Here is a 20937-nt window from a genome sequence, read left to right as displayed (position 1 = left end):
AATGAAATTCGATACCCCCGCCGCGGAAAACCCCATCGACCGGCTCAAGGTCGTCGGTCAGCCCGTCGACCGCATCGACGGCCCGTTGAAGACCAGCGGCCAGGCCGCCTACGCCTATGAACATCACGACATCGCGCCAGACGCGGCCGTGGGCTACGTGGTGGGCGCAGCCATCGCCAAAGGCGTCATCACCGCGATGGACGTCGATGCGGCGCGCAGGGCGCCCGGCGTCCTGGCCGTCGTCACCGCGCAGAACGCCGGCAAGCTGGGCAAAGGCAAGATGAACACGGCCACGCTGCTGGGCGGCCCGGACGTGCAGCACTACCACCAGGCCATCGCGGTAGTGGTCGCGAACACGTTCGAACAGGCGCGCGCGGCCGCCAGGCTGATCCGCGTGCAATATGCCCGGCGCGACGGGGACTACGACCTGGCGGCGCTAAGGCGCGAGGGCGGGAAGTCCGGCAAGCACCTTCCGAAGACGGACGTGGGCGACTTCGACGCCGCGTTCGCGGTGGCCCCGGTCAGGATCGATCACACCTACACCACGCCGGACCAGTCGCACGCCATGATGGAGCCGCACGCGTCGCTGGCGGTCTGGAAGGGCGACAAGCTGACCCTGTGGACCTCCAACCAGATGATCGCGTGGGGCCGCTCCGACGTCGCCCGGACGCTGGGCATTCCCAAGGAAAACGTCCGCCTGATTTCCCCCTATATCGGCGGCGGCTTCGGCGGCAAGCTCTTCGTGCGCGCCGACGCGCTGCTGGCCGCCCTGGGCGCGCGTGCGGCGGGCCGGCCGGTCAAGGTGGCGTTGCCGCGCCCGCTGATCTTCAACAACACGACGCACCGGCCCGCCACCATCCAGCGCATCCGGTTGGGCGCCGGGCGCGACGGCCGGCTTACGGCCATTTCGCATGAAAGCTGGTCCGGCGACCTGCCGGACGGTCAGCCCGAAGAGGCCGTGCAACAGACCAAACTGCTGTACGCGGGCGCCCATCAGCGGACGGCGCTCAACCTGATGACGCTGGACCTGCCCGAAGGCAACGCCATGCGCGCGCCCGGCGAGGCGCCCGGCATGATGGCGCTGGAGATCGCCATCGACGAGATGGCGCATGCGCTGGACATGGATCCCGTGCAGTTCCGCATCCTGAACGACACGCAGGTCGATCCCACCGATCCGTCGCGGCCCTTCTCGGGCCGGCGTTTCGTCGACTGCCTGCAGACCGGCGCGCGTCATTTCGGCTGGGACCGGCGGGACGCCGCGCCGGGCACGCGCCGGGAAGGGCGCTGGCTCATCGGCCTGGGCGTGGCCAGCGCGTTCCGCAACAATCTGGTGACCAAGTCCGCTGCCCGCGTGCGGCTGGATGCGGCGGGGCGCGTCATCGTCGAGACCGACATGACCGACATCGGCACGGGCAGCTATACCGTCATTGCGCAGACGGCCGCCGAGATGCTGGGCGTGCCGCTTTCCCGCGTGGTGGTGCGGCTGGGCGATTCGGACTATCCCGTGTCCGCGGGATCGGGCGGGCAATGGGGCGCCAACAGTTCGACCGCGGGCGTGTACGCGGCCTGCGTGAAGCTGCGCGCCAGCGTGCTGGAACGCCTGGGTTTCAACGGGGAGGGCGCGGTGTTCGCCGATGGCGCGGTCACCGACGCGGGCGGGCGCAGCGCGCCGCTGACCCGCGCGGTGTCGGGCGGCGAACTGATCGCGGAGGATGCGATCGAGTTCGGCGATCTGGACAAGCAATTCCAGCAATCCACTTTCGGCGCGCATTTCGTGGAAGTGGCCGTGGACGCCGCGACGGGAGAGACCCGTGTGCGGCGCATGCTGGCGGTCTGCGCCGCCGGGCGCATCCTCAATCCCAAGACGGCCCGCAGCCAGGTCATCGGCGCCATGACCATGGGCGTGGGGGCGGCGTTGATGGAGGAACTGGCCATCGACCACCGGCTGGGCTATTTCGTCAATCACGACCTGGCGGGCTACGAAGTGCCCGTGCACGCGGACATTCCGCGGCAAGAGGTCATCTTCCTGGACGAAGTCGATCCGGTGTCCTCGCCCATGAAGGCCAAGGGCGTCGGCGAACTGGGCCTGTGCGGCGTGGCGGCGGCGATCGCCAACGCCGTGTACAACGCCACGGGCGTGCGCGTGCGGGACTATCCGGTGACATTGGACAAGTTGCTGGCAGGGCTGCCCGCGCAGGCGTGACCGGCGCGAGCAGCCCGAGGCCCCGCCAGGGGTTCACGACGTCGGCGGCGCATCCGCGAGCCGGCACGCGATGGCGCGCAACTCAGTGCCGTCTGGCAGCGCGTATCGGCTTTCCCCCAGCCACGAGACGGGTCTTCCGTCCTGCACGCAGCAGTAAAAGAAGGCCTGCTCCCCGTCATCGCAGGGCAGCGCCTTGCTGCGCCGCTCGATGATGTAGGTCGTCCCATCCGACCCGACCGCGACCAGTTCGGTCGCCCGCTTCTTGTAGTGCGTCTGCATGGCATCGCTCCCTCTTGAACCGGGTTATCAGGGGATAAAACTACCTCGCATTCGGGAGGAAGACCATTCGGCACCAAATTAATGTGGCGGCATTGCCGCACGGCGCGTTCGGCGTCGTGCCGGATTGCGACCATAGGCGGAGGGTCGTAATCATTCCGGCGGATTGAGCGCGCCAGGAACTGCGCATAGATTGAGCAAGCTCATCCTTTCCCCAGTCCTGTCATGCGAGGGGGCCGCGCGCCCCTGCCGCCCCTCGTTGCCGCCGCTTGCCCTTTGCCCACCTACCCTGACCCACGGAGCGTGCCACCCACCTCAACATCGATTGCGCCGTAGCTTGGAAAGAATATCGCCGTGCATGTCGGAAGTCCCCTCAGTGAACTTCGCCGAAACCATCCATTGGAGCGACAACAATGAAGCTGACACGCCGCAAGATGAACGCAGGGGGACTTGCCCTGCTGACCGCAGGATCCCTGGGGCCGGCTTTCCGCGCCTCGGCCGCCGCCTCGGAAGGGCTGGTGGCGAATATTCCAGAGGCCGATGACCGGTTTGCCGTGGCCACCGACGCCTACATCTATGCCTACCCGCTGGTGACGATGGAGATGACCCGCCGGGTCATCACGAACGTCACGGAGCCCAAGGGCACCCGCGCGCCGATGGGCCAGCTCATCAAGCTGCGCGAATACCCCAACGCCAAGTTCCGCGACGTGACGGCGCCGAACGCCGACACGCTGTACACCACCGCCTTTTTCGATGTGGGCGACGAGCCCTGGGTGGTGAGCCTGCCGGACCTGAACGGGCGCTATGCCCTGTTTCCGCTGCTGGACGGATGGACGACCGTGTTCGACGTTCCTGGCAAGCGCACGACGGGCACCGGCGCGCAGACCTTCGTGGTGACGGGCCCGGGCTGGGAGGGAACGGTGCCGCAAGGCATGAAGCAGTACAAGTCGCCGACCAGCATCGTGTGGCTGCTGGGCCGCATCTATTGCACGGGCACGCCGGAGGACTACGCCGAAGTGCACAAGCTGCAGGACCAGGTGAAGATCGCGCCGCTGAGCGGCTGGGGCAAGGACTGGAAAGCGCCGCAGGGCAAGGTCGATCCGGCGATCGACATGAAGATGCCGGTGCGCGATCAGGTCAACAACATGTCCGCGGCCGATTATTTCGCCCTGTTTGCGCAATTGCTCAAGCGCAATCCGCCGACCGTGGCCGACGCGCCGATGGTGGAGAAGCTGGCAATGATCGGCATCGTGCCGGGCCAGGACTTCGACCCGTCCAAGCTGCCGGCCGATTTCGCCAAACGCGTGCCGCAAACCGCCTTCGCGCGGATCATGGCGCACTTCCGGTCCGACGACGGGGATATCCAGCATATCGATGGCTGGGGCTTCACGACCAAGACGGGGATTTACGGCACCAACTATCTGCAACGCGCGTTGGTCACGGCCATCGGGCTGGGCGCGAACCGGCCGCAGGACGCCGTGTATCCGACATCCTTGAAGTCGACCAACGGCGCGTTCCAGCGCGAGTACAACGGGTCCGAGAGGTACGTGCTGACCTTCCGGAAAGGGCTACTGCCGCCCGTGTCGGGATTCTGGTCGCTGACGATGTACGACCAGAACTACTTTTTCGTCGACAACCCGCTGAACCGCTACTCCATCAGCGAACGCCAGGCGCTCAAGCGCAAGCCGGACGGGTCGACCGAGCTGCTGATCCAGCATGAATCGCCAGGGCCGGAGCTCGAGTCGAACTGGCTGCCGGCGCCCAAGGGCAGGTTCATCCTGATGATGCGGCTTTACTGGCCCAATGAAAGCGATCCGTCGATCATCAACGGCTCGTGGACCGTGCCGGCGGTGCGTCGCGTGAGCTGACGCGGCCAGGGCGCCCGGGGCCCGTTCGCAGGGCGGAGCGAGCCCCGGTTGTCTCGTCAGGCCTACGGGCTGGAGGGATTTCGCGATGAACAAGCACATCACGCTCTGCCTGGCATGCGCCATGCTCCATGCCGGGTCTGCCGCCGCGGCCGACGCCGCGCCGCAGCCAGCGCCGGTTATGGATTCCACGGTCTCGAACGAATGGAAATTCTCGGTCTCGCCGTACTTCTGGGCGGCGGGGCTGTCGGGCAAGGTCTCGCATCGGCGGCTTCCCGTGATCGATATCGACGCGAGCTTCGACAAAATCTTCGACAACCTGGATTTCGCGGCCATGCTGATGGGCGACGCGCGCAAGGACCGCTACAGCATTTTCGGCGATCTGATCTACGTGAAGCTCGGCGCGCAAGGGGACACGCCGCGCGGCATCCTGGCCAGCAGCGCGGATGTGAAGAGTGAGTCCTTCACGGGCCTGATCGGCATGGGCTATTCCGTGCTCGACAAGTCGGCCCACGACCTGGATGTCGTCGCGGGACTGCGGGTGTGGTCGGTGGACACCGACATCACCTTCAAGGGCGCGCTCGCGAACGGCAGGAAGGACAGCGACAGCGCCACCTGGGTGGACCTGCTGGTGGGCGTGCGCGGCAATTACGCCTTCAGCCCCAAGGCCTACCTGACCGGCTGGGGCATGGTGGGCGCGGGCGGCGCGCAGGCGGACTGGGACGTGGGCGTCGGCATCGGCTACAACTTCAGCAAGATGATCTCGGGCACGATCGGCTACCGCGCGATGGGCGTGGACTACGACCGCAACGGCTTCAAATACGACGCGGTGCTGCAGGGGCCGATCGCGGGCTTGACGATCCGGTTCTGAACCGCTTGCGGGGCGGCGCCCGGCCTTGCGCTCAGCGCAGGTCGGCGACGTTCACTGTCGTCGCGCCGCAGGCCTGCACGAGTTCGGGGTCATGGCTGGCGAACAGCACGACGCGATCCCGCGCCCAGGTCTTGAACACGTCGGCCAGCACCCCGCGCGCCTGCGCGTCCAGCCCATTGCTGGGGCCGTCGGCCACCACCACGGCCGGATCGCCCAGCGCGGCGGCCGTCAGGTACACCTTGCGGCGCGTGCCCGTGGACATCTGCTCGAAGCGCTTGTCCAGATGCGGTTCCAACCCCAGCCGGCGGGCCAGATCGAGTATCGCGTCGTCCAACGGCGCGTTCTTGGCCAGGGCGGCCTGTTCCAGCAGGCCGCGCCCAGTCTGTCCGGGAAACTGCATGCAGTTGTCCGGCACATAGGCCAGGCGGGCCCGCGCCAATTGCGGCGCGTCGCGCAGCGAATGGCCGCCGATGAGCACGTCTCCGCCGTCTGGCGCAATGGCGCCCGCGATGATGCCCAGCAGGCTGGATTTGCCGGTGCTGTCTTCTTCGCACAGCGCCACGCAGCCGGGCGCAAAGGCGTGCTTCAAGCCCTCAAACACGATATGGTCGCCGTAGCGCTTGCTGAGATTGTCGATGCGTAGCATGCGGCAAGTGTACGCAGGAACGCAGCGAGCGGCCAGCGTCCCGCGGTCCCGTCCGGCAGGCCGAATCGCGCTACGCTCATGAATCGTGGCGCGTCCGGCGCCGGTTGAACAATGAACGGCCTCGACGCCCAAGCTGGAGCTTGCATGACCCCGTCCATTCCCGATTTTCCCCATGCCCTCGTGACGCGCGACGCGCGCGGTGTCTATACCCTGCAGATCCACGACGCCAAAAGCCTGAACATCCTGGCCTCCGCCGTCACGCTCGGCCTGACCGACGCGGTGCGCTGGATCGCCGCGCAGGAAGATGCGCGCGCGGTGGTCATCCGGGGGGCGGGGGAGCGGGCCTTCGTGGGCGGGGCCGACATCCACGAGATGGCCGGCCTGGACCCGCAGGGCGCCCGCGCCTTCATCTCCCGCCTGCGCGACCTGTGCGATGCGGTGTGGCGCATCCCGGTTCCCACCATCGCGCGGCTGCAGGGATTTTGCCTGGGAGCCGGCATGGAATTGGCGGCGGCCTGCGACATCCGGCTGGGCTCGCCGGACGCCGTGTTCGGCATGCCCGAGGTGCGCGTGGGCATTCCGTCGGTGATCCATGCGGTGCTGTTGCCCGGGCTCATCGGCCAGGGGCCGACGAACTGGCTGCTGCTGACCGGCGAGACGGTCGATGCGGCGCAGGCGCGGGACTGGGGCTTTCTGGAATTCGTGGCCAAGGAGGGCGAGCTGGACTCGCTGGTCGAACGCACCGCCTCGTCCATCGCGGCGAGCGGCCCGCTCGCGGTCCGCTCGCAGAAGGCCTTGCTGCGCCATTGGACGGAATCCACCATCCAGGACGGGCTGGACCGCAGCGTGGACGCCTTCGGCGAGGCATTCATGACCGACGAGCCGCGCCGGTACATGGCGCCGTTCCTGACGCGCAAGCAGCGCGGCGTGGGGGCGTAGGGGGGGCTTAGGGGCGCGCAGGGGGGCGGGACTGGCGGCGAGCAGGCTCGCCGCGGCCCGCGGGCTGGCTTATTGCACGCTGGTCGGGTTTGCGATCCGCGAGGTCTGGGCCGGCATGCGCTCGACGGTGAGCGCGTCGGCTTCGCCCGCCGATGGGCGCACGACGACGGCCGTGTTGGCGCTGGCCGCGCCCAGGTTGGGCAGGTCGGCGGGGCGGGCAGCCACGCTCGCGAACGGACCGCCGCCGCTGGCCGGGACGCCATCCAGCGTCAGGTTCGCGGTCCAGGCGCCGCTGCGGCGCGAGAGCACCTGGTAGCGCTGCGGCTTGCCGGCGGCGCGCGCGACGAGGTACAGCGTGCCGTCGATCAGGCTGATCGCGGGGGGCGACGCGGCGGCGGCGTCCAGCTTCTCGAGCTTGCCGCGGTCCAGCAACCAGAGCTGTCCGCCCGCGCGCTCCAGCAGGGCGAGCACCACATTGCCCTGCTTGTCGGCGGTGATGGCGGGGCGGCCGATGTAGGGCACGCCCATGTCCGTCGGGGCGCTCCAGTCCATGTCCAGATCGGTGGTGTCGCCGGCTTCCACCAATCGCGTCAGGTGATTGTCGGCGCGCTGGCGGAAGTAGAGTTCGACCCGGTTTTCGTGGTTGCGGATGGCGGCCAGCCCACCGGCCGCCTCCGGGGCCGCGACGCGGCGCCAGCCTTGCCATTCAGGTCGCCGGCCCTTGTCGGCCGGGAGCTGGCGGGTGTAGAAAAGCGCGCCCTTGGCGGCCATGGCGAAAACGACATAGCGGCCATCGGCGCCGCGCGCGGCGGCCGGCGAACCGGTGGCGCCTTCGAGCGCCGGCAGGGCCTGCCAGGGGCTCCAGCTGCCGTCGATGCCCGAGGGCGCGATCCAGTGCAGCAGGCCGTCGTAGCCCAGCGCCACCGCGGCGGCCTCGCCGCGCGGCGCCACGGCCGGGATCTGCGTGACGCGCAGCCCGCTCAGCGCCTGCCAGCCTTGCCAGGTGCCGTCATGGCGCTGCTTGTTGGCCCACACGCCGCCCAGCGGATCGCGCGCCATCAGGCCGGCCGTGCCGTCGGCATGGGCGAATGAAACCACCGGGCCGGCGGTGCGGCCGCCCAGGCTGTGCCAACGCTGCTCGCCCGAATCCCAGCGGTTGATGGCGGCGTTGGTTTCGCCCGCGGCGAAGATGACCAGGCCGCCGCGCCCGTCCGGGTAAAGCTGCGGCGCGACGTCGTGGCGCGACACGTAGTAGGCGCGCTGCACCCAGGCGGCCGCGGGGCCTGCGGGTTCCTTGCATCCCGTGGGACCGGCGCAGTAGTGGTAGTCGTTCCAGGCGTAGTGCTGGAAGATCACCGACTTGTTTGCGATCTCGGCGTCGGCCAGGTTGGTGGCGCGCTCCTGGCTGGGGTAATCGATGTAGCCGGTTTCGGCGTAATTGCCGGGCGCGCGCAGCATCGCCTCGCGCGCCAGCCGGGCGCTGGCGATGTGGTCCGGATGGCCATGGCCGGCGCAGCGCCAGCACAGTTGGGTATAGGGGACGCTGATCGTGTCGTCCAGATGGCGCACGGTGGTGGGGCCATATTGGCGGATCATTTCCGCCAGGGTGTCGACGAGTTGTTCGCGGGTGTAGGTCTCGGCGTGGGGGCCCAGCGTGTCAACGGGTTGGCCCGGTTCGGATTCGGTGCGGCTCAGCGGCGTCAGGCTGCCCCAGCCATTGCCCAGCCAGGGGTCTTTCAGGCGCATGTGCCAAAGCTGTACGCGCGGGTTGCCCTGCAGCGTGAACCGCGCGATCTGGCGACTGGCGACGATGCCGGTGTCTTCGATCCACGCGTCCGGCTCGCGCGCCATGTAGGCATAGGCGGCGCGCACGCCGCGCTCGCGGCCCAGCATATAGCCTTCGCCTTCGCCGGCGTCGCTGGCGGTCAGGTAGACGACACGCACGCAACCGCCCGCCTCGATGTTGGCGGCGACGTCGGGATTCATGAAGAGCAGGTCGTCATCCAGGTGCGCGACGAAGGCGAGATCCTTGATGCCGTGGCACTGGGCCAGGGTGGGCGGCGCGGCCAATGCCTGGGTGGAAACGAGGGCTGCGGCCAGGCAGCAGAGCGCCAGGCACAGGGGGCGCAGCAAGGCAGTCAAAGCGGGCATAAAAAAAGCGCTGCAGCAAGAGAGGTGCAGCGCGTCTTGAGGGTGGTAAAGAGTGCGCAAAGTATAGCTGTGGCGCCGGCGCCGCCTGCAATAGGCGGTTGCCCCGGTGTGGTGTGGGGCAGACGCTTTTTCCCGGAATAAACGGGGACGTGAAGCCAGGGACGTGAAGCCGGGGACGCGAAGCCCGCCAGCGCGGCGCGAATCGGGGACGCGTGGTCGACGTCCCGCACGGTAAACGGGGACGCCGGCAAAGACGTCCCGGTCCTCGTCAACTTGCCGATTCTGCATAGGCTGCCAGCTTGCCCGCGCGCGCGGCGCGCACCCGGCGTTCCAGGACCACGGCCCACAGCCACAGGGGCATGCTGGCGATGGCGAGCAGGCTGCCGACCCAGCCGGTCGACGTCCAGCCGAACCCCGCCGCGATGGCCAGGCCGCCCAAAAAGGGCCCGAGCGCATTGGCGGTGTTGAAGGCGGAATGGTTGAGCGCGGCGGCCAGCCCCTGGGCGTCGCCCGCCACGTCCATCAGCCGGGTTTGCAACACCGTGCCCAGCGCGCCGCCCACGCCGACCAGGAACACGTTCAGGGTGATCAGCCAGACGTTGTGCGCCATCAGCGGAAAGAGGGCCAGCACCACGGCCGACCACAGCAGCAGCAGGCCGGCGGTGCGCATGACGGCGCGGTCGGCAAAGACCGGCACGACCATATTGCCCACCGTCAGGCCCACGCCGAACGCGCTGAGGACCAGCGGCACGGTGGCCGGCGTGACCTGCGTGACGGCCGCCAGCGTGTCGGCCAGATAGGTGTAGACCGAGAACAGGCCGCCGAAACCGACGGCGCCGATCGCCAGCGTGATCCAGACCTGGCCGCGCCCCAGCGCGCTCAGCTCGCGCAGCGGGCTGGCGTGCGGGTCGGCCGGGGTGTCGGGCGCGTAGCGGTGGACGCTGATCATGGTGAGCAGCGCCAGCAGCGACACCAGCCCGAAGCTCCAGCGCCAGCCGATGACCTGGCCCAGCCAGTTGGCCAGGGGGACGCCCACGATGGTGGCGACGGTCAGGCCGAGGAACACGCGGCCCACGGCCACGGTGCGGCGGCTGGCCGGCACCATCGAACTGGCCACCAGCGACGCGATCCCGAAGTAGGCGCCATGCGGCAGGCCGCTCAGAAAGCGAAAGAACAGCATCCAGTGGTAATCAGGCGCGATCGCGCTCAGGCCGTTGCCGATGGCGAACAGGCCCATCAAGGCGATCAGCAGGCGGCGGCGCGGCATGCGGGCGCCCAGCACGGCCAGGATGGGGGCGCCCACCACCACGCCCAGCGCGTAGGCGCTGATTACGTGCCCGGCGGTGGGCGCGTCGATGCCGAGCGACTGCGAGAAATAGGGCAGCAGGCTCATCGTGGCGAATTCGGTGGTGCCGATGGCGAAGCTGCCGATGGCAAGCGCAAGCAGCACCAGGCCGGGCCGGTGCTGGGAGGAGAAGGAGTGGGGCATGGAGACGACGAAGCGGGGATTGCGGAATGCTGCGATGCAACAGCCGCATTGTAGGGGGCGGAACCTGTCATTTGCATGTCGGCCCGGGATGACGCTTCGGCACGGGCGTGGGCGGGGCCCAATGCGTGGGCCGCGGGCCGTGCGGCGCTTGCTCGTTTACGAATCCTGACAATTGGAGCACCGCAATTTAAGAAACCTTCGATGTTTCGTGCGCGGTCCCGTCTCTACAGTCGTGTTTTCAAAAAAACCCTTATTCAACAATAGGTTGTGGGGCAATTCCTACCCGGTGGCCCTGGCAACGACTGTGCTGCGTGTACGACGCGCGGCGGATACCTGCTTACAAATGAACCACATCTTTATGCTCGTCTGGAATGCCGCCTCCAACACGTGGGTGGCCGTGTCCGAAACCGCTCGTTCGCGCAGCAAGCCCGGTCGGGCGCGCCGTGCCGCAACGTCGGCAGTCTTGGTGTTGAGCGGCTTGGGAGCCATGAGCCACGCGCCGTCTGCCCTCGCGGCCGGAACGGGACTCCAGCTCTGCGATCCCACGACCAGTACGGGGTCTACCATAGGCTCGTCAGGCGTGCCGGGCGGGTTGGGTTGTACGGTCACAGGCATGACCTTCTCGTTGAACAATGCTGGCGCTGACAACGGCGGCGGCGGCTTTTCGGCTTCGACTGCGCGTATCACCGGCTATAACACTGGCGTGTTGGAGTTGAAGGGCACCAGCGGTATTTCGATGCTGAACGACGTCCACATGAACGGCAACAAGATCACGCAGGTCGGCGCCGCCTCGTTGGATCCAACCAGCCAGGACGCCGTCAATGGCTCGCAGCTGCACGCGACGAACCTGGACGTCGCGGCCCAGGCGTCGGCGATCATCGACGTGGATAGCCGAGTGACGTCCAACACGGCGTCCCTCACCAGCCTCGATGGCCGCGTGACCTCAACCACGTCGTCCATCACGTCGCTGGACAGCCGCGTGACGCAGAACTCGGGCGACATCACCAACCTGACGCAGGCGCTGAACAACGGCGAGTCGGGCCTGGTGCTGCAGGACGCCGTGTCGAAGAACATCACGGTCGCCAAGGACCTGGACGGCTCGCTGGTGGACTTTGCCGGCACGGCCGGCGCGCGCAAGCTGACGGGCGTCGCCGCCGGGACGCTGGACGCGGCCAGCGTGGATGCGGTCAACGGCGCGCAGCTTTATTCCACCAACCAGAGCGTCCTGGCCAACACGTCGGCCATCACCGGCCTGGATACGCGCGTAACCACCAACACCACCTCCATCACCAGCCTCGATGGCCGCGTGACGTCGAACACGTCGTCCATCACTTCGCTGGACACCCGCGTGACCCAGTCCGCGGGCGACATCACCAACCTGACGCAGGCGCTGAACAACGGCGAGTCGGGCCTGGTGCGCCAGAACCCCGTGTCCAAGAACATCGAGGTCGCGGACGAGCTGTTCGGCACCGTGGTGGATCTGTCGGGCAAGGAAGGCGCGCGCAGGCTGACCGGCGTGACCGCCGGCACGGTGCATGCGACCAGCCTGGATGCCGTCAATGGCGCGCAGTTGTACACGACGAACCAGAACGTCGCCGCCAACGCGTCGGCGATCACCGGCCTGGATACCCGCGTGACCCAGTCCGCAGACGACATCACCAACCTGACGCAGGCGCTGAACAACGGCGAATCTGGCCTGGTGCGCCAGGATGCCGTGTCCAAGACCATCACCGTGGCCAAGGACCTGGACGGTTCGCTGGTGGACATGACCGGCACGGCCGGCGCGCGCAAGCTGACGGGCGTCGCCGCCGGGACGCTGGACGCGGCCAGCGTGGATGCGGTCAACGGCTCGCAGTTGTACTCGACGAACCAGAACGTTGCCGCCAACACGTCGGCTATCACGGGCCTGGATACTCGCGTAACCACCAACACCACCTCCATCACCAGCCTCGATGGCCGCGTGACGTCGAACACGTCGTCCATCACTTCGCTGGACAGCCGCGTGACGCAGAACTCGGGCGACATCACCAACCTGACGCAGGCGCTGAACACGGGCGAATCGGGCCTGGTGCGCCAGGATGCCGTGTCCAAGACCATCACGGTTGCCAAGGATCTGGACGGCTCGCTGGTGGACTTTGCCGGCACGGCCGGCGCGCGCAAGCTGACGGGCGTCGCCGCCGGTACGCTGGACGCGGCCAGCCTGGATGCGGTCAATGGTTCGCAGCTCTACGCCACCAACCAGAACGTGCTGGCCAACACCACGGCGCTGAACACGCTGGATGGGCTGGTCGCGCAGAACACGACGAACCTGAACAACCTGACGGCTAGCATCAGCGGCGGCGAACTGGGCCTGGTCAAGCAGGACGCGACGACGCGCGCCCTGACGGTCGGCAAGGATCAGGACGGCAATCTGGTCGACATCACCGGCACGGCCGGCGCGCGCCAGTTGAACGGCGTGGCGGATGGCGTGGTCGCGGCGGGCAGCCTGCATGCGGTAAACGGCGGACAGCTCTACCGCGTGAGCGACTCGGTCGCCAGCGCGATGGGCGGCGGCGCCTTCGTCAATGCGGACGGTTCGATTGCCGCGCCGTCGTACAGCGTGGGCGGGACGGTGTACCGCTCGGTTGGCGCTGCCGTGACGGGCCTGGACAGCCGGGTGACCCAGATGCAGACGACGGTCAACAACATGGCGGCGCAAGTGAGCAGCGGCGCGATGGGCCTGGTCAAGGAAGAGTCCGGCAATGGCGAGATTTCCATCGCCGCAGACAAGGGCGGCACCGTGATCGACATGGGTGGCACGGACGGCGCTCGCAAGATCACGGGCGTGGCCAACGGCGTCATCTCGGCCGATAGCACGGACGCCGTGAACGGCAGCCAGATCTACGCCCTGACGGAGAAGGTGGGTGAAATGAGTGCCGCCGGTGCTTACGTCAAGGCGGACGGCGCCGGCGACGGCAGCGATGCGGCGGTGGCGGGCGCAGGCACCAAGGCCGTGGCGATCGGTTCCAACGCCTCGGCGTCGGCGGCCAACAGCGTGGCGCTGGGCGCCGGTTCAGTGGCCGACCGCGCGAACTCGGTGTCCGTGGGCGCCAAGGGCGCCGAGCGCCAGGTGACCCGCGTGGCGGCCGGCACGCAAAAGACCGACGCCGTGAACGTGGGCCAACTGGATCCGGTGGTGGCCAGCCTGGGCGGCGGCGCGCGCATCGATGCCGCCACTGGCGCGGTGACCGGCCCGTCGTATCAGGTGGACGGCCAGACCTACAACACGGTGGGCGACGCGCTGGGTTCGCTGGACAGCGGCGTGCAGCAAAACCGCCAGGGCCTGAACCGCCTGGACAGCCGCCTGGACCAGACCAACAAGGCGCTGGACAACGTGGCGCGCAATGCCTATTCCGGCATTGCCGCCACCACCGCGCTGACCATGATTCCCGACGTGGACCCGGGCAAGCGCTTTGCGCTGGGCATGGGCGCCTCCACCTATCGCGGTTATCAGGCCGTGGCGCTGGGCGCGTCGGCGCGCGTGAATGACCGCATCAAGCTGAAGGCGGGCGTGGGCATCGCCTCGGGCGGCGCCACCGCCGGCATCGGCGCCTCGATGCAGTGGTAAGCGCTAGCGCCAGATAGGACAGGCGCCCGCGAAAGCCGAACGCCCTTGCCGTCCCATTCTTTGCGATGGGCGGCAAGGGCGTTTGCAGTTGGGAAAGGCAGAAAGGGGCATTCGAATTTTTACGAAAATCGACATGCGAGTCCGCCATTTAAGAAACCTTTGATGTGTCTTATCAGGTTCCGTCCCTACAGTCTCGACTGCCAAAACCCTTTCCAACCCCAGATTGCGGGGCATGCCTTACCGGGTAGCCCTGGCAACGACTGTGCTGCGTGTACGACGCGCGGCGGATACCTGCTTACAAATGAACCACATCTTTATGCTCGTCTGGAATGCCGCCTCCAACACGTGGGTGGCCGTGTCCGAAACCGCTCGTTCGCGCAGCAAGCCCGGTCGGGCGCGCCGTGCCGCGACTGCGGCAGTTTTGGTGTTGAGTGTCTTGGGGGCCATGAGCCACGCGCCGTCTGCCCTGGCTGCCGGATCAGGACTCCAGCTCTGCGATTCGACGACAAATACGGGGTCTTCCATAGGCTCGTCAGGCGCACCGACCGCGTTGAGTTGTACGACGGCGGGCATGTCCTTCTCGTTGAACAATGCTGGCAATGACACCGGCGGCGCGGGCTTCTCGGCTTCGACTGCGCGCATCTCCGGGTACACCAATGGGACGCTGGAGTTGAAGGGCACTGGCGGCATTTCGATGCTGAACAACATCGAGATGAACGGCAACAAGATCACGCAGGTCGGTGCGGGCGGCGTCACCGCGATCAGCCAGGATGCCATCAACGGCTCGCAGCTGTACACGACGAACCAGAATGTCTTGGCCAACACCTCGGCGATCACCGGCCTGGATACGCGCGTGACGTCCAACACCACTTCCATTACCAGCCTCGATGGCCGCGTGACCTCAACCACGTCGTCCATCACGTCGCTGGACAGCCGCGTGACGCAGAACTCGGGCGACATCACCAACCTGACGCAGGCGCTGAACAACGGCGAGTCGGGCCTGGTGCTGCAGGACGCCGTGTCGAAGAACATCACGGTCGCCAAGGACCTGGACGGCTCGCTGGTGGACTTTGCCGGCACGGCCGGCGCGCGCAAGCTGACGGGCGTCGCCGCCGGGACGCTGGACGCGGCCAGCGTGGATGCGGTCAACGGCGCGCAGCTTTATTCCACCAACCAGAGCGTCCTGGCCAACACGTCGGCCATCACCGGCCTGGATACGCGCGTAACCACCAACACCACCTCCATCACCAGCCTCGATGGCCGCGTGACGTCGAACACGTCGTCCATCACTTCGCTGGACACCCGCGTGACCCAGTCCGCGGGCGACATCACCAACCTGACGCAGGCGCTGAACAACGGCGAGTCGGGCCTGGTGCGCCAGAACCCCGTGTCCAAGAACATCGAGGTCGCGGACGAGCTGTTCGGCACCGTGGTGGATCTGTCGGGCAAGGAAGGCGCGCGCAGGCTGACCGGCGTGACCGCCGGCACGGTGCATGCGACCAGCCTGGATGCCGTCAATGGCGCGCAGTTGTACACGACGAACCAGAACGTCGCCGCCAACGCGTCGGCGATCACCGGCCTGGATACCCGCGTGACCCAGTCCGCAGACGACATCACCAACCTGACGCAGGCGCTGAACAACGGCGAATCTGGCCTGGTGCGCCAGGATGCCGTGTCCAAGACCATCACCGTGGCCAAGGACCTGGACGGCTCGCTGGTAGACATGACCGGCACGGCCGGTGCGCGCAAGCTGACGGGCGTCGCCGCGGGCACGCTGGACGCGGCCAGCGTGGATGCGGTCAACGGCGGGCAGTTGTACTCGACGAACCAGAACGTTGCCGCCAACACGTCGGCTATCACGGGCCTGGATACTCGCGTAACCACCAACACCACCTCCATCACCAGCCTCGATGGCCGCGTGACGTCAAATACCTCGTCGATCACGGCGCTGGATACTCGCGTGACCCAATCGGCGGGTGACATCTCCAACCTGACCCAGGCGCTGAACAACGGCGAATCCGGCCTGGTGCGTCAGGATGCGGTTTCCAAGACTGTTACGGTTGCCAAGGATCTGGACGGCTCGCTGGTCGACGTGACCGGCACGGCCGGCGCACGCAAGCTGACGGGCGTCGCCGCCGGCACGCTGGACGCCACCAGCCTGGATGCGGTCAATGGCTCCCAGCTCTATGCCACCAACCAGAACGTGCTGGCCAACACCACGGCGCTGAACACGCTGGATGGGCTGGTCGCGCAGAACACGACGAACCTGAACAACCTGACGGCCAGCATCAGCGGCGGCGAACTGGGCCTGGTCAAGCAGGACGCGACGACGCGCGCGCTGACGGTCGGCAAGGATCAGGACGGCAATCTGGTCGACATCACCGGCACGGCCGGTGCGCGCCAGTTGAACGGCGTGGCCGACGGCGTGGTCGCGGCGGGCAGCCTGCATGCCGTCAATGGCGGACAGCTCTACCGCGTGAGCGATTCGGTCGCCAGCGCGCTGGGTGGCGGCGCCTTCGTCAATGCCGATGGGTCGATCGCTGCGCCGTCGTACAGCGTGGGCGGCACGGTGTACCGCTCGGTTGGCGCTGCCGTGACGGGCCTGGACAACCGGGTGACCCAGATGCAGACGACGGTGGACAGCGTCACGGCGCAGATCACCAGCGGCCAGATGGGGATGGTCAAGGAAGATGCTACGAGCGGAACCATTTCCGTCGCTTCCGACAAGGGCGGCACCACGATCGACATGGCGGGCACGGATGGCGCTCGCAAGATCACGGGCGTGGCCAACGGCGTCATCTCGGCGGACAGCACGGACGCCGTGAACGGCAGCCAGATCTACGCCCTGACGGAGAAGGTGGGTGAAATGAGTGCCGCCGGTGCTTACGTCAAGGCGGACGGCGCCAGCGACGGCAGCGATGCGGCGGTGGCGGGCGCGGGCACCAAGGCCGTGGCGATCGGTTCCAACGCCTCGGCGTCGGCGGCCAACAGCGTGGCGCTGGGCGCCGGTTCAGTGGCCGACCGCGCGAACTCGGTGTCCGTGGGCGCCAAGGGCGCCGAGCGCCAGGTGACCCGCGTGGCGGCCGGCACGCAGAAGACTGACGCCGTGAACGTGGGCCAACTGGATCCGGTGGTGGCCAGCCTGGGCGGCGGCGCGCGCATCGATGCTTCCACTGGCGCGGTGACCGGCCCGTCGTATCAGGTGGACGGCCAGACCTACAACACGGTGGGCGATGCGCTGGGTTCGCTGGACAGCGGCGTGCAGCAAAACCGCGAAGGCCTGAACCGGCTGGACAGCCGCCTGGACCAGACGAACCAGGCGGTGGACAACGTGGCGCGCAATGCGTATTCCGGCATCGCTGCCACCACCGCGCTGACCATGATTCCCGATGTGGACCCGGGCAAGCGGTTTGCGCTGGGCATGGGCGCCTCCACCTATCGCGGCTATCAGGCCGTGGCGCTGGGCGCGTCGGCGCGCGTGAATGACCGCATCAAGCTGAAGGCGGGCGTGGGCATCGCCTCGGGCGGCGCCACCGCCGGCATCGGCGCTTCGATGCAGTGGTAGGGCGCTAGCGCCAGACAGATCGGCGCGTCAGATCGGCGCCTCGATGCAGTGGCAAAGCGCTAGCGCCAGACAGGACAGGCGCCCGCGACAGCCGAACGCCCTTGCCGTCCCATCCTTTGCGATGGGCGGCAAGGGCGTTTGCTTTTGGGCAGTCCGCCGCGCCGCCGCGCCCACCGCCCGATCACACCGTCACGACATTCAGCCCGCCGTTCGCCAGGCTTTCCGGGTTGGCGCCCGACACGAACAGGCGGAAGTCGTTGTGCGCGAAGTTGCCGATGATCTTGGCCTGCGTGGCGATGACCGCGCCGGCGTCGCCGTTGGTGAGCAGGTTGTTGCCCGTGACGGCTGCGTCGAATGCCGGGAAGTGGCTGTAGGCTTCCAGCGCATTGTCCGCCGCGCGCAGGCAGCGCCACGCGGCGAACTCGCCGCCGGTCTGGATGATGGTCAGCATGGCGCGGGCCGCTTCGGCGCCCAGCCGCATGCTGGACAGTTGATTGCTCTGCAGCGTCAGCGTGCCTTCGCCTTGCGGCACCATCTTGCCGGTGCGGATGCCGCCGCCCAGCAGTTTGAGCTGGTCTACCGTCAGCTCGGGAAAGTCGCCCGATTCCGCGAAGAGCGCGATGCCGCCGCGCAGCCGGTTGTCGCGCAGCGTGGTGTCGGCGTCGTTGTCCGCGAGCGCTAGCGCGCAGGACAGCGGATCGGCCAGCAGGGCGGCCGCCAGCGCGGCGATGGCGGGGCGCAAGCGGCTGGCCGCCGGCGCTTCCCGGCTGAGGTGGGTGGCCAGGACCGTCAGCGCGGACTGGATGCGCGGGTTCATCGTCAGGGCATTGCCGGCGGTGCTGGCGCGCAGCAGGGCGGCTATCTCGGTGGTCATGGCCTTGCGCGCGTCGATGGGCTGGCGCGCCAGCGCCAGGGCCGCGCGGTCGTCGTCATCGTCCAGCACCGACTCCGGCGCCAGCGCCGCCTTCAATGCCGCCAGCGTGGGGGCGCGGGTGAACAGGAAGTCGTGGCGTTCGGCGGTGCCGCGGCCCGCGGCGACGAGGCGGCAGGTGTCGATGTGCACGCGGCGGCTGCCTTGGACGCGCACCAGGCTTGCGCCCGGGCCCGCCGGACCGACGCAGTCGACGCGCGAGAGCCGCAGCTCGGCGCACCCACTGAAGGCGATGGCGCTGGGCTGGCCGCGCCGGGCGATGGCCAGGTCGGCGAGGGCGACGCTGGTAAAGCCGTCCAGGCCGAACGCGCGCTCGTCCAGCATCAGGCGGCTGGCCGGCCCGCAGCCGTGCACAAGGAGGCGCACGCGCGGCCCCTTGATGATGAGATCTTCCTCCAACTTGTGTTCGCCCGGCGTGAGGCACAGGCAGATGTCGAGCCGGTCCTGTCCGATCAGCGTGCGCAGCGCGCGGTCCAGCGTGGGGAAGTCGCCCGCCGGGCCGACGGTCAGGCAGCACCCGCCGCCATGTGTGCGCCGGCACAGCGCGTCCAGCGCGGCCTGCACGGTGTAGGCCTCCTCGGCCAGGAGGTCCGCGCAGCCGGCCGGGTCGTAGGCGACTTCGGCGGCGAGGGCGAGCGACGCGGTGTAGCGCAGGGGCAGATAGCGGTCGGGTGCGGGCTGGCCGGCGAGCAGGAGCTGGGCCGTGGCGCGCTGCACGGGGCGCGCGGGGTCGCAGGCCAGCGACCAGGAGATGGCCGCGACGCCATCCGGGCCGGTCGGCACGTCCTGTGTCGCGGTGCCGTTGGGCAGGCGGCCCGCGTCCACGCTGAAGCGCACCACCGCGCCGGCGACGGGGCGGCTGCCATTTGCCACGCCTGCGCGCAGGTCGGACGGCAGCGCCACCACGTCGGGCGTCATGGCGGGATTGGGCTTGACGCTCTGGCCGTCGCCGCCCGCGTAGTACAGCTGCGTGAGTTCGGTCAACGCGGGAAACAGCGGCCGGCAGTCGCTGACCGCCGTCCAGGCGCCGCCCTGCCAGCGCAGCAGGGCCAGCCGCGCGTAGGCGCGCAGGATGCCCGCGGGGGGGCTGAAGGCGGGTTTGCCGTCCGGCGCCTGCGGCCATTCGATGGACGCCGTGGCCGTGCGGGCGGGAATCAGCCAATAGTCGCCGACGCGCAGGCGGCCCGGGGAAAACTTGAGCTCGATGCCGTCCTGGTCCAATTCGACCCAACCGGCGTTCGGACTGCCGATGGGCGCGGGCGTGATCTCGGCCACGCCGTCCCAGCGGCGCACGCGCGGATTGGCCGGAAAGCGCGCCGCGTCCAGCGCATGGCCGATCACGCTGGCCGGGTCGATCGTCACCGTGTTGCCGTCGGTGCGCACGACCTGCGCCAGCGGACCGGGCTGCCCCAGCAATTCATGCGTGTCGTCCAGGAACTCGACCCAGCAGCCCGCGGCGATGGCAAGCACGTCGTCGCGGCCGATGCTGGCCACCTCGAACTCGTTGGCCACGGGATCGTCCAGCCAGCGCACGACGCGCGACAGAATGCTGCCGTTCTCGCGCGACCACTTGTAGCGCGCCTTGCCCGCGCCCGCGCCGTCCTGGTGGATCTCGATGCGATACAGATGGTTTTCCAGCAGGCGGTAGCCCGCGTCGGGCGGCAGTTGGCAGGGGGTCTTGGGCGGCACACTGGCCTCGGCGCGCGCGGCCATGCGTGCGTCGGGCGCGGCCGTCAGCGCATCCCACGTGGGCAGCGCCGACAGGCAGGTGAGGGCGGCGTCGGGGGCGCCGACTTGCATCAGCTTGACCTGCCAGATCGTCTTTTCGCGGGTTGCGGTGTCGGGGCCGCCGAGCGCGACCTCGCGCATGCTGGTGTCGCCGGGCGGCAGGTCGAGCGTGCAGAGGTGGCGCTGCCAGGTTTCCAGGTAGGCCAGATACATGCCCTCGGGCGGCGGGGCGGTTTGCCCGCCCGCGCCGAAGACCACGACGCCATCGATGTCGGCGGGCGTGAGTCCTGGCGGCGGCAGCGGCAAGGCGGAGGCGCCGGCCGGCAGCACGGGCGACGCGGTCGGCGGCAGGTCGGGCTGCTTGGCGACGGTGGCGGCTTGCGGGTTCTCGCAGAGCAGGCCGTCGACATACAGGCGGCCGGCCGACAGCGACAGGTCCTTGCCCGCGGGCGCCAACGCGAAGCCCGGCGCTTCCAGCGGCACGCCCACGGCGCCGACGGTGTCCGCGGTTTCGGTTTCGATGCGGCGGTTCAGGATGTCCTGCTGCTCGTTCCAGTCCGCGTCCATCTGCACGCGGCCCTGCTGCATGCGCACGGCCCGGTAGCGGCGGACGGCGTCGAAAGTGAGGCGGCTGAGATCGGCTTTCATGGTGTTGTTCCCGAAGAC

General features: G+C 68.4%; 11 protein-coding genes and 2 pseudogenes. 8 read left to right on the top strand and 5 right to left on the bottom strand.

Annotation, left to right across the window (positions count from 1 at the left end; translation table 11 throughout):
* The first annotated feature begins 1 nt into the window (after position 1).
* On the top strand, positions 2 to 2203 hold the full coding sequence (gene paoC / locus BXA00_RS04235) for an aldehyde oxidoreductase molybdenum-binding subunit PaoC (RefSeq protein WP_076516493.1): 2202 nt from the start codon (positions 2 to 4) through the stop codon (positions 2201 to 2203).
* 33 nt (positions 2204 to 2236) lie between these two features.
* Here the strand turns inward: paoC and BXA00_RS04230 are convergent, their stop codons facing one another.
* On the bottom strand, positions 2237 to 2482 hold the full coding sequence (locus BXA00_RS04230; protein ID WP_076516491.1) for a hypothetical protein: 246 nt from the start codon (positions 2480 to 2482) through the stop codon (positions 2237 to 2239).
* A gap of 410 nt (positions 2483 to 2892) precedes the next feature.
* On the opposite strand from BXA00_RS04230, the gene BXA00_RS04225 reads away from it, so the two are divergent.
* Both BXA00_RS04225 and BXA00_RS04220 read left to right on the top strand, forming a co-directional pair.
* The gene (locus BXA00_RS04225; protein ID WP_076516489.1) at positions 2893 to 4347 is read left to right on the top strand and encodes a DUF1254 domain-containing protein; all 1455 of its coding nucleotides are present in this window, start codon (positions 2893 to 2895) and stop codon (positions 4345 to 4347) included.
* An 85-nt stretch (positions 4348 to 4432) separates the two neighbouring features.
* On the top strand, positions 4433 to 5215 hold the full coding sequence (locus BXA00_RS04220; protein WP_076516487.1) for a hypothetical protein: 783 nt from the start codon (positions 4433 to 4435) through the stop codon (positions 5213 to 5215).
* Positions 5216 to 5246: 31 nt separating this feature from the next.
* Here the strand turns inward: BXA00_RS04220 and BXA00_RS04215 are convergent, their stop codons facing one another.
* Positions 5247 to 5861: an ATP-binding cassette domain-containing protein gene (locus tag BXA00_RS04215; RefSeq protein ID WP_076516485.1), complete on the bottom strand. Its 615-nt coding sequence runs from the start codon at positions 5859 to 5861 to the stop codon at positions 5247 to 5249.
* A gap of 144 nt (positions 5862 to 6005) precedes the next feature.
* On the opposite strand from BXA00_RS04215, the gene BXA00_RS04210 reads away from it, so the two are divergent.
* Positions 6006 to 6800 (top strand): enoyl-CoA hydratase, encoded by a 795-nt coding sequence (locus BXA00_RS04210; RefSeq protein WP_076516483.1) that lies wholly within the window; start codon positions 6006 to 6008, stop codon positions 6798 to 6800.
* Positions 6801 to 6869: 69 nt separating this feature from the next.
* Here the strand turns inward: BXA00_RS04210 and BXA00_RS04205 are convergent, their stop codons facing one another.
* Together BXA00_RS04205 and BXA00_RS04200 are read right to left on the bottom strand one after the other, a co-directional pair.
* Complete coding sequence (locus BXA00_RS04205; protein WP_076516482.1) at positions 6870 to 8951, bottom strand: PIG-L family deacetylase; 2082 nt, start codon at positions 8949 to 8951, stop codon at positions 6870 to 6872.
* A gap of 268 nt (positions 8952 to 9219) precedes the next feature.
* A complete protein-coding gene (locus tag BXA00_RS04200) occupies positions 9220 to 10440 on the bottom strand; it encodes an MFS transporter (protein WP_076516479.1) in 1221 nt (406 codons plus the stop codon).
* 343 nt (positions 10441 to 10783) lie between these two features.
* Between BXA00_RS04200 and BXA00_RS29485 the strand changes: the two are divergent.
* From BXA00_RS29485 to BXA00_RS04190, 4 genes and pseudogenes are all read left to right on the top strand, one after another.
* A pseudogene (locus tag BXA00_RS29485) lies at positions 10784 to 10909 on the top strand (ESPR domain-containing protein); the annotation flags it as partial.
* A 234-nt stretch (positions 10910 to 11143) separates the two neighbouring features.
* Positions 11144 to 14047 carry a YadA-like family protein gene (locus BXA00_RS04195; RefSeq protein ID WP_231952203.1) on the top strand — a complete coding sequence of 968 codons (2904 nt, stop codon included), beginning with the start codon at positions 11144 to 11146 and terminating at the stop codon, positions 14045 to 14047.
* Positions 14048 to 14279: 232 nt separating this feature from the next.
* Positions 14280 to 14429, top strand: a pseudogene (locus BXA00_RS29480) (ESPR domain-containing protein); the annotation flags it as partial.
* A gap of 189 nt (positions 14430 to 14618) precedes the next feature.
* Positions 14619 to 17612, top strand: a complete 2994-nt coding sequence (locus tag BXA00_RS04190; RefSeq protein WP_231952201.1) for a YadA family autotransporter adhesin — start codon at positions 14619 to 14621, stop codon at positions 17610 to 17612.
* Positions 17613 to 17793: 181 nt separating this feature from the next.
* Here the strand turns inward: BXA00_RS04190 and BXA00_RS04185 are convergent, their stop codons facing one another.
* Complete coding sequence (locus tag BXA00_RS04185) at positions 17794 to 20919, bottom strand: DUF6519 domain-containing protein (RefSeq protein WP_076516473.1); 3126 nt, start codon at positions 20917 to 20919, stop codon at positions 17794 to 17796.
* Between the last annotated feature and the right edge of the window lie 18 nt (positions 20920 to 20937).

It is taken from the genome of Achromobacter sp. MFA1 R4, assembly GCF_900156745.1.
GTDB lineage: Bacteria > Pseudomonadota > Gammaproteobacteria > Burkholderiales > Burkholderiaceae_B > Achromobacter.
Note: the sequence above shows the minus strand (reverse complement) of the source record. Positions and strands in the feature narration are given on the sequence as shown.

Coding starts and splice junctions, on each gene's coding strand:
- BXA00_RS04200 (WP_076516479.1), bottom strand. CDS start 10,440: ATGCCCCACTCCTTCTCCTCCCAGCACCGGCCCGGCCTGGTGCTGCTT.
- BXA00_RS04185 (WP_076516473.1), bottom strand. CDS start 20,919: ATGAAAGCCGATCTCAGCCGCCTCACTTTCGACGCCGTCCGCCGCTAC.
- BXA00_RS04220 (WP_076516487.1), top strand. CDS start 4,433: ATGAACAAGCACATCACGCTCTGCCTGGCATGCGCCATGCTCCATGCC.
- BXA00_RS04210 (WP_076516483.1), top strand. CDS start 6,006: ATGACCCCGTCCATTCCCGATTTTCCCCATGCCCTCGTGACGCGCGAC.
- BXA00_RS04215 (WP_076516485.1), bottom strand. CDS start 5,861: ATGCTACGCATCGACAATCTCAGCAAGCGCTACGGCGACCATATCGTG.
- paoC (WP_076516493.1), top strand. CDS start 2: ATGAAATTCGATACCCCCGCCGCGGAAAACCCCATCGACCGGCTCAAG.
- BXA00_RS04205 (WP_076516482.1), bottom strand. CDS start 8,951: ATGCCCGCTTTGACTGCCTTGCTGCGCCCCCTGTGCCTGGCGCTCTGC.
- BXA00_RS04190 (WP_231952201.1), top strand. CDS start 14,619: ATGTCCTTCTCGTTGAACAATGCTGGCAATGACACCGGCGGCGCGGGC.
- BXA00_RS04230 (WP_076516491.1), bottom strand. CDS start 2,482: ATGCAGACGCACTACAAGAAGCGGGCGACCGAACTGGTCGCGGTCGGG.
- BXA00_RS04225 (WP_076516489.1), top strand. CDS start 2,893: ATGAAGCTGACACGCCGCAAGATGAACGCAGGGGGACTTGCCCTGCTG.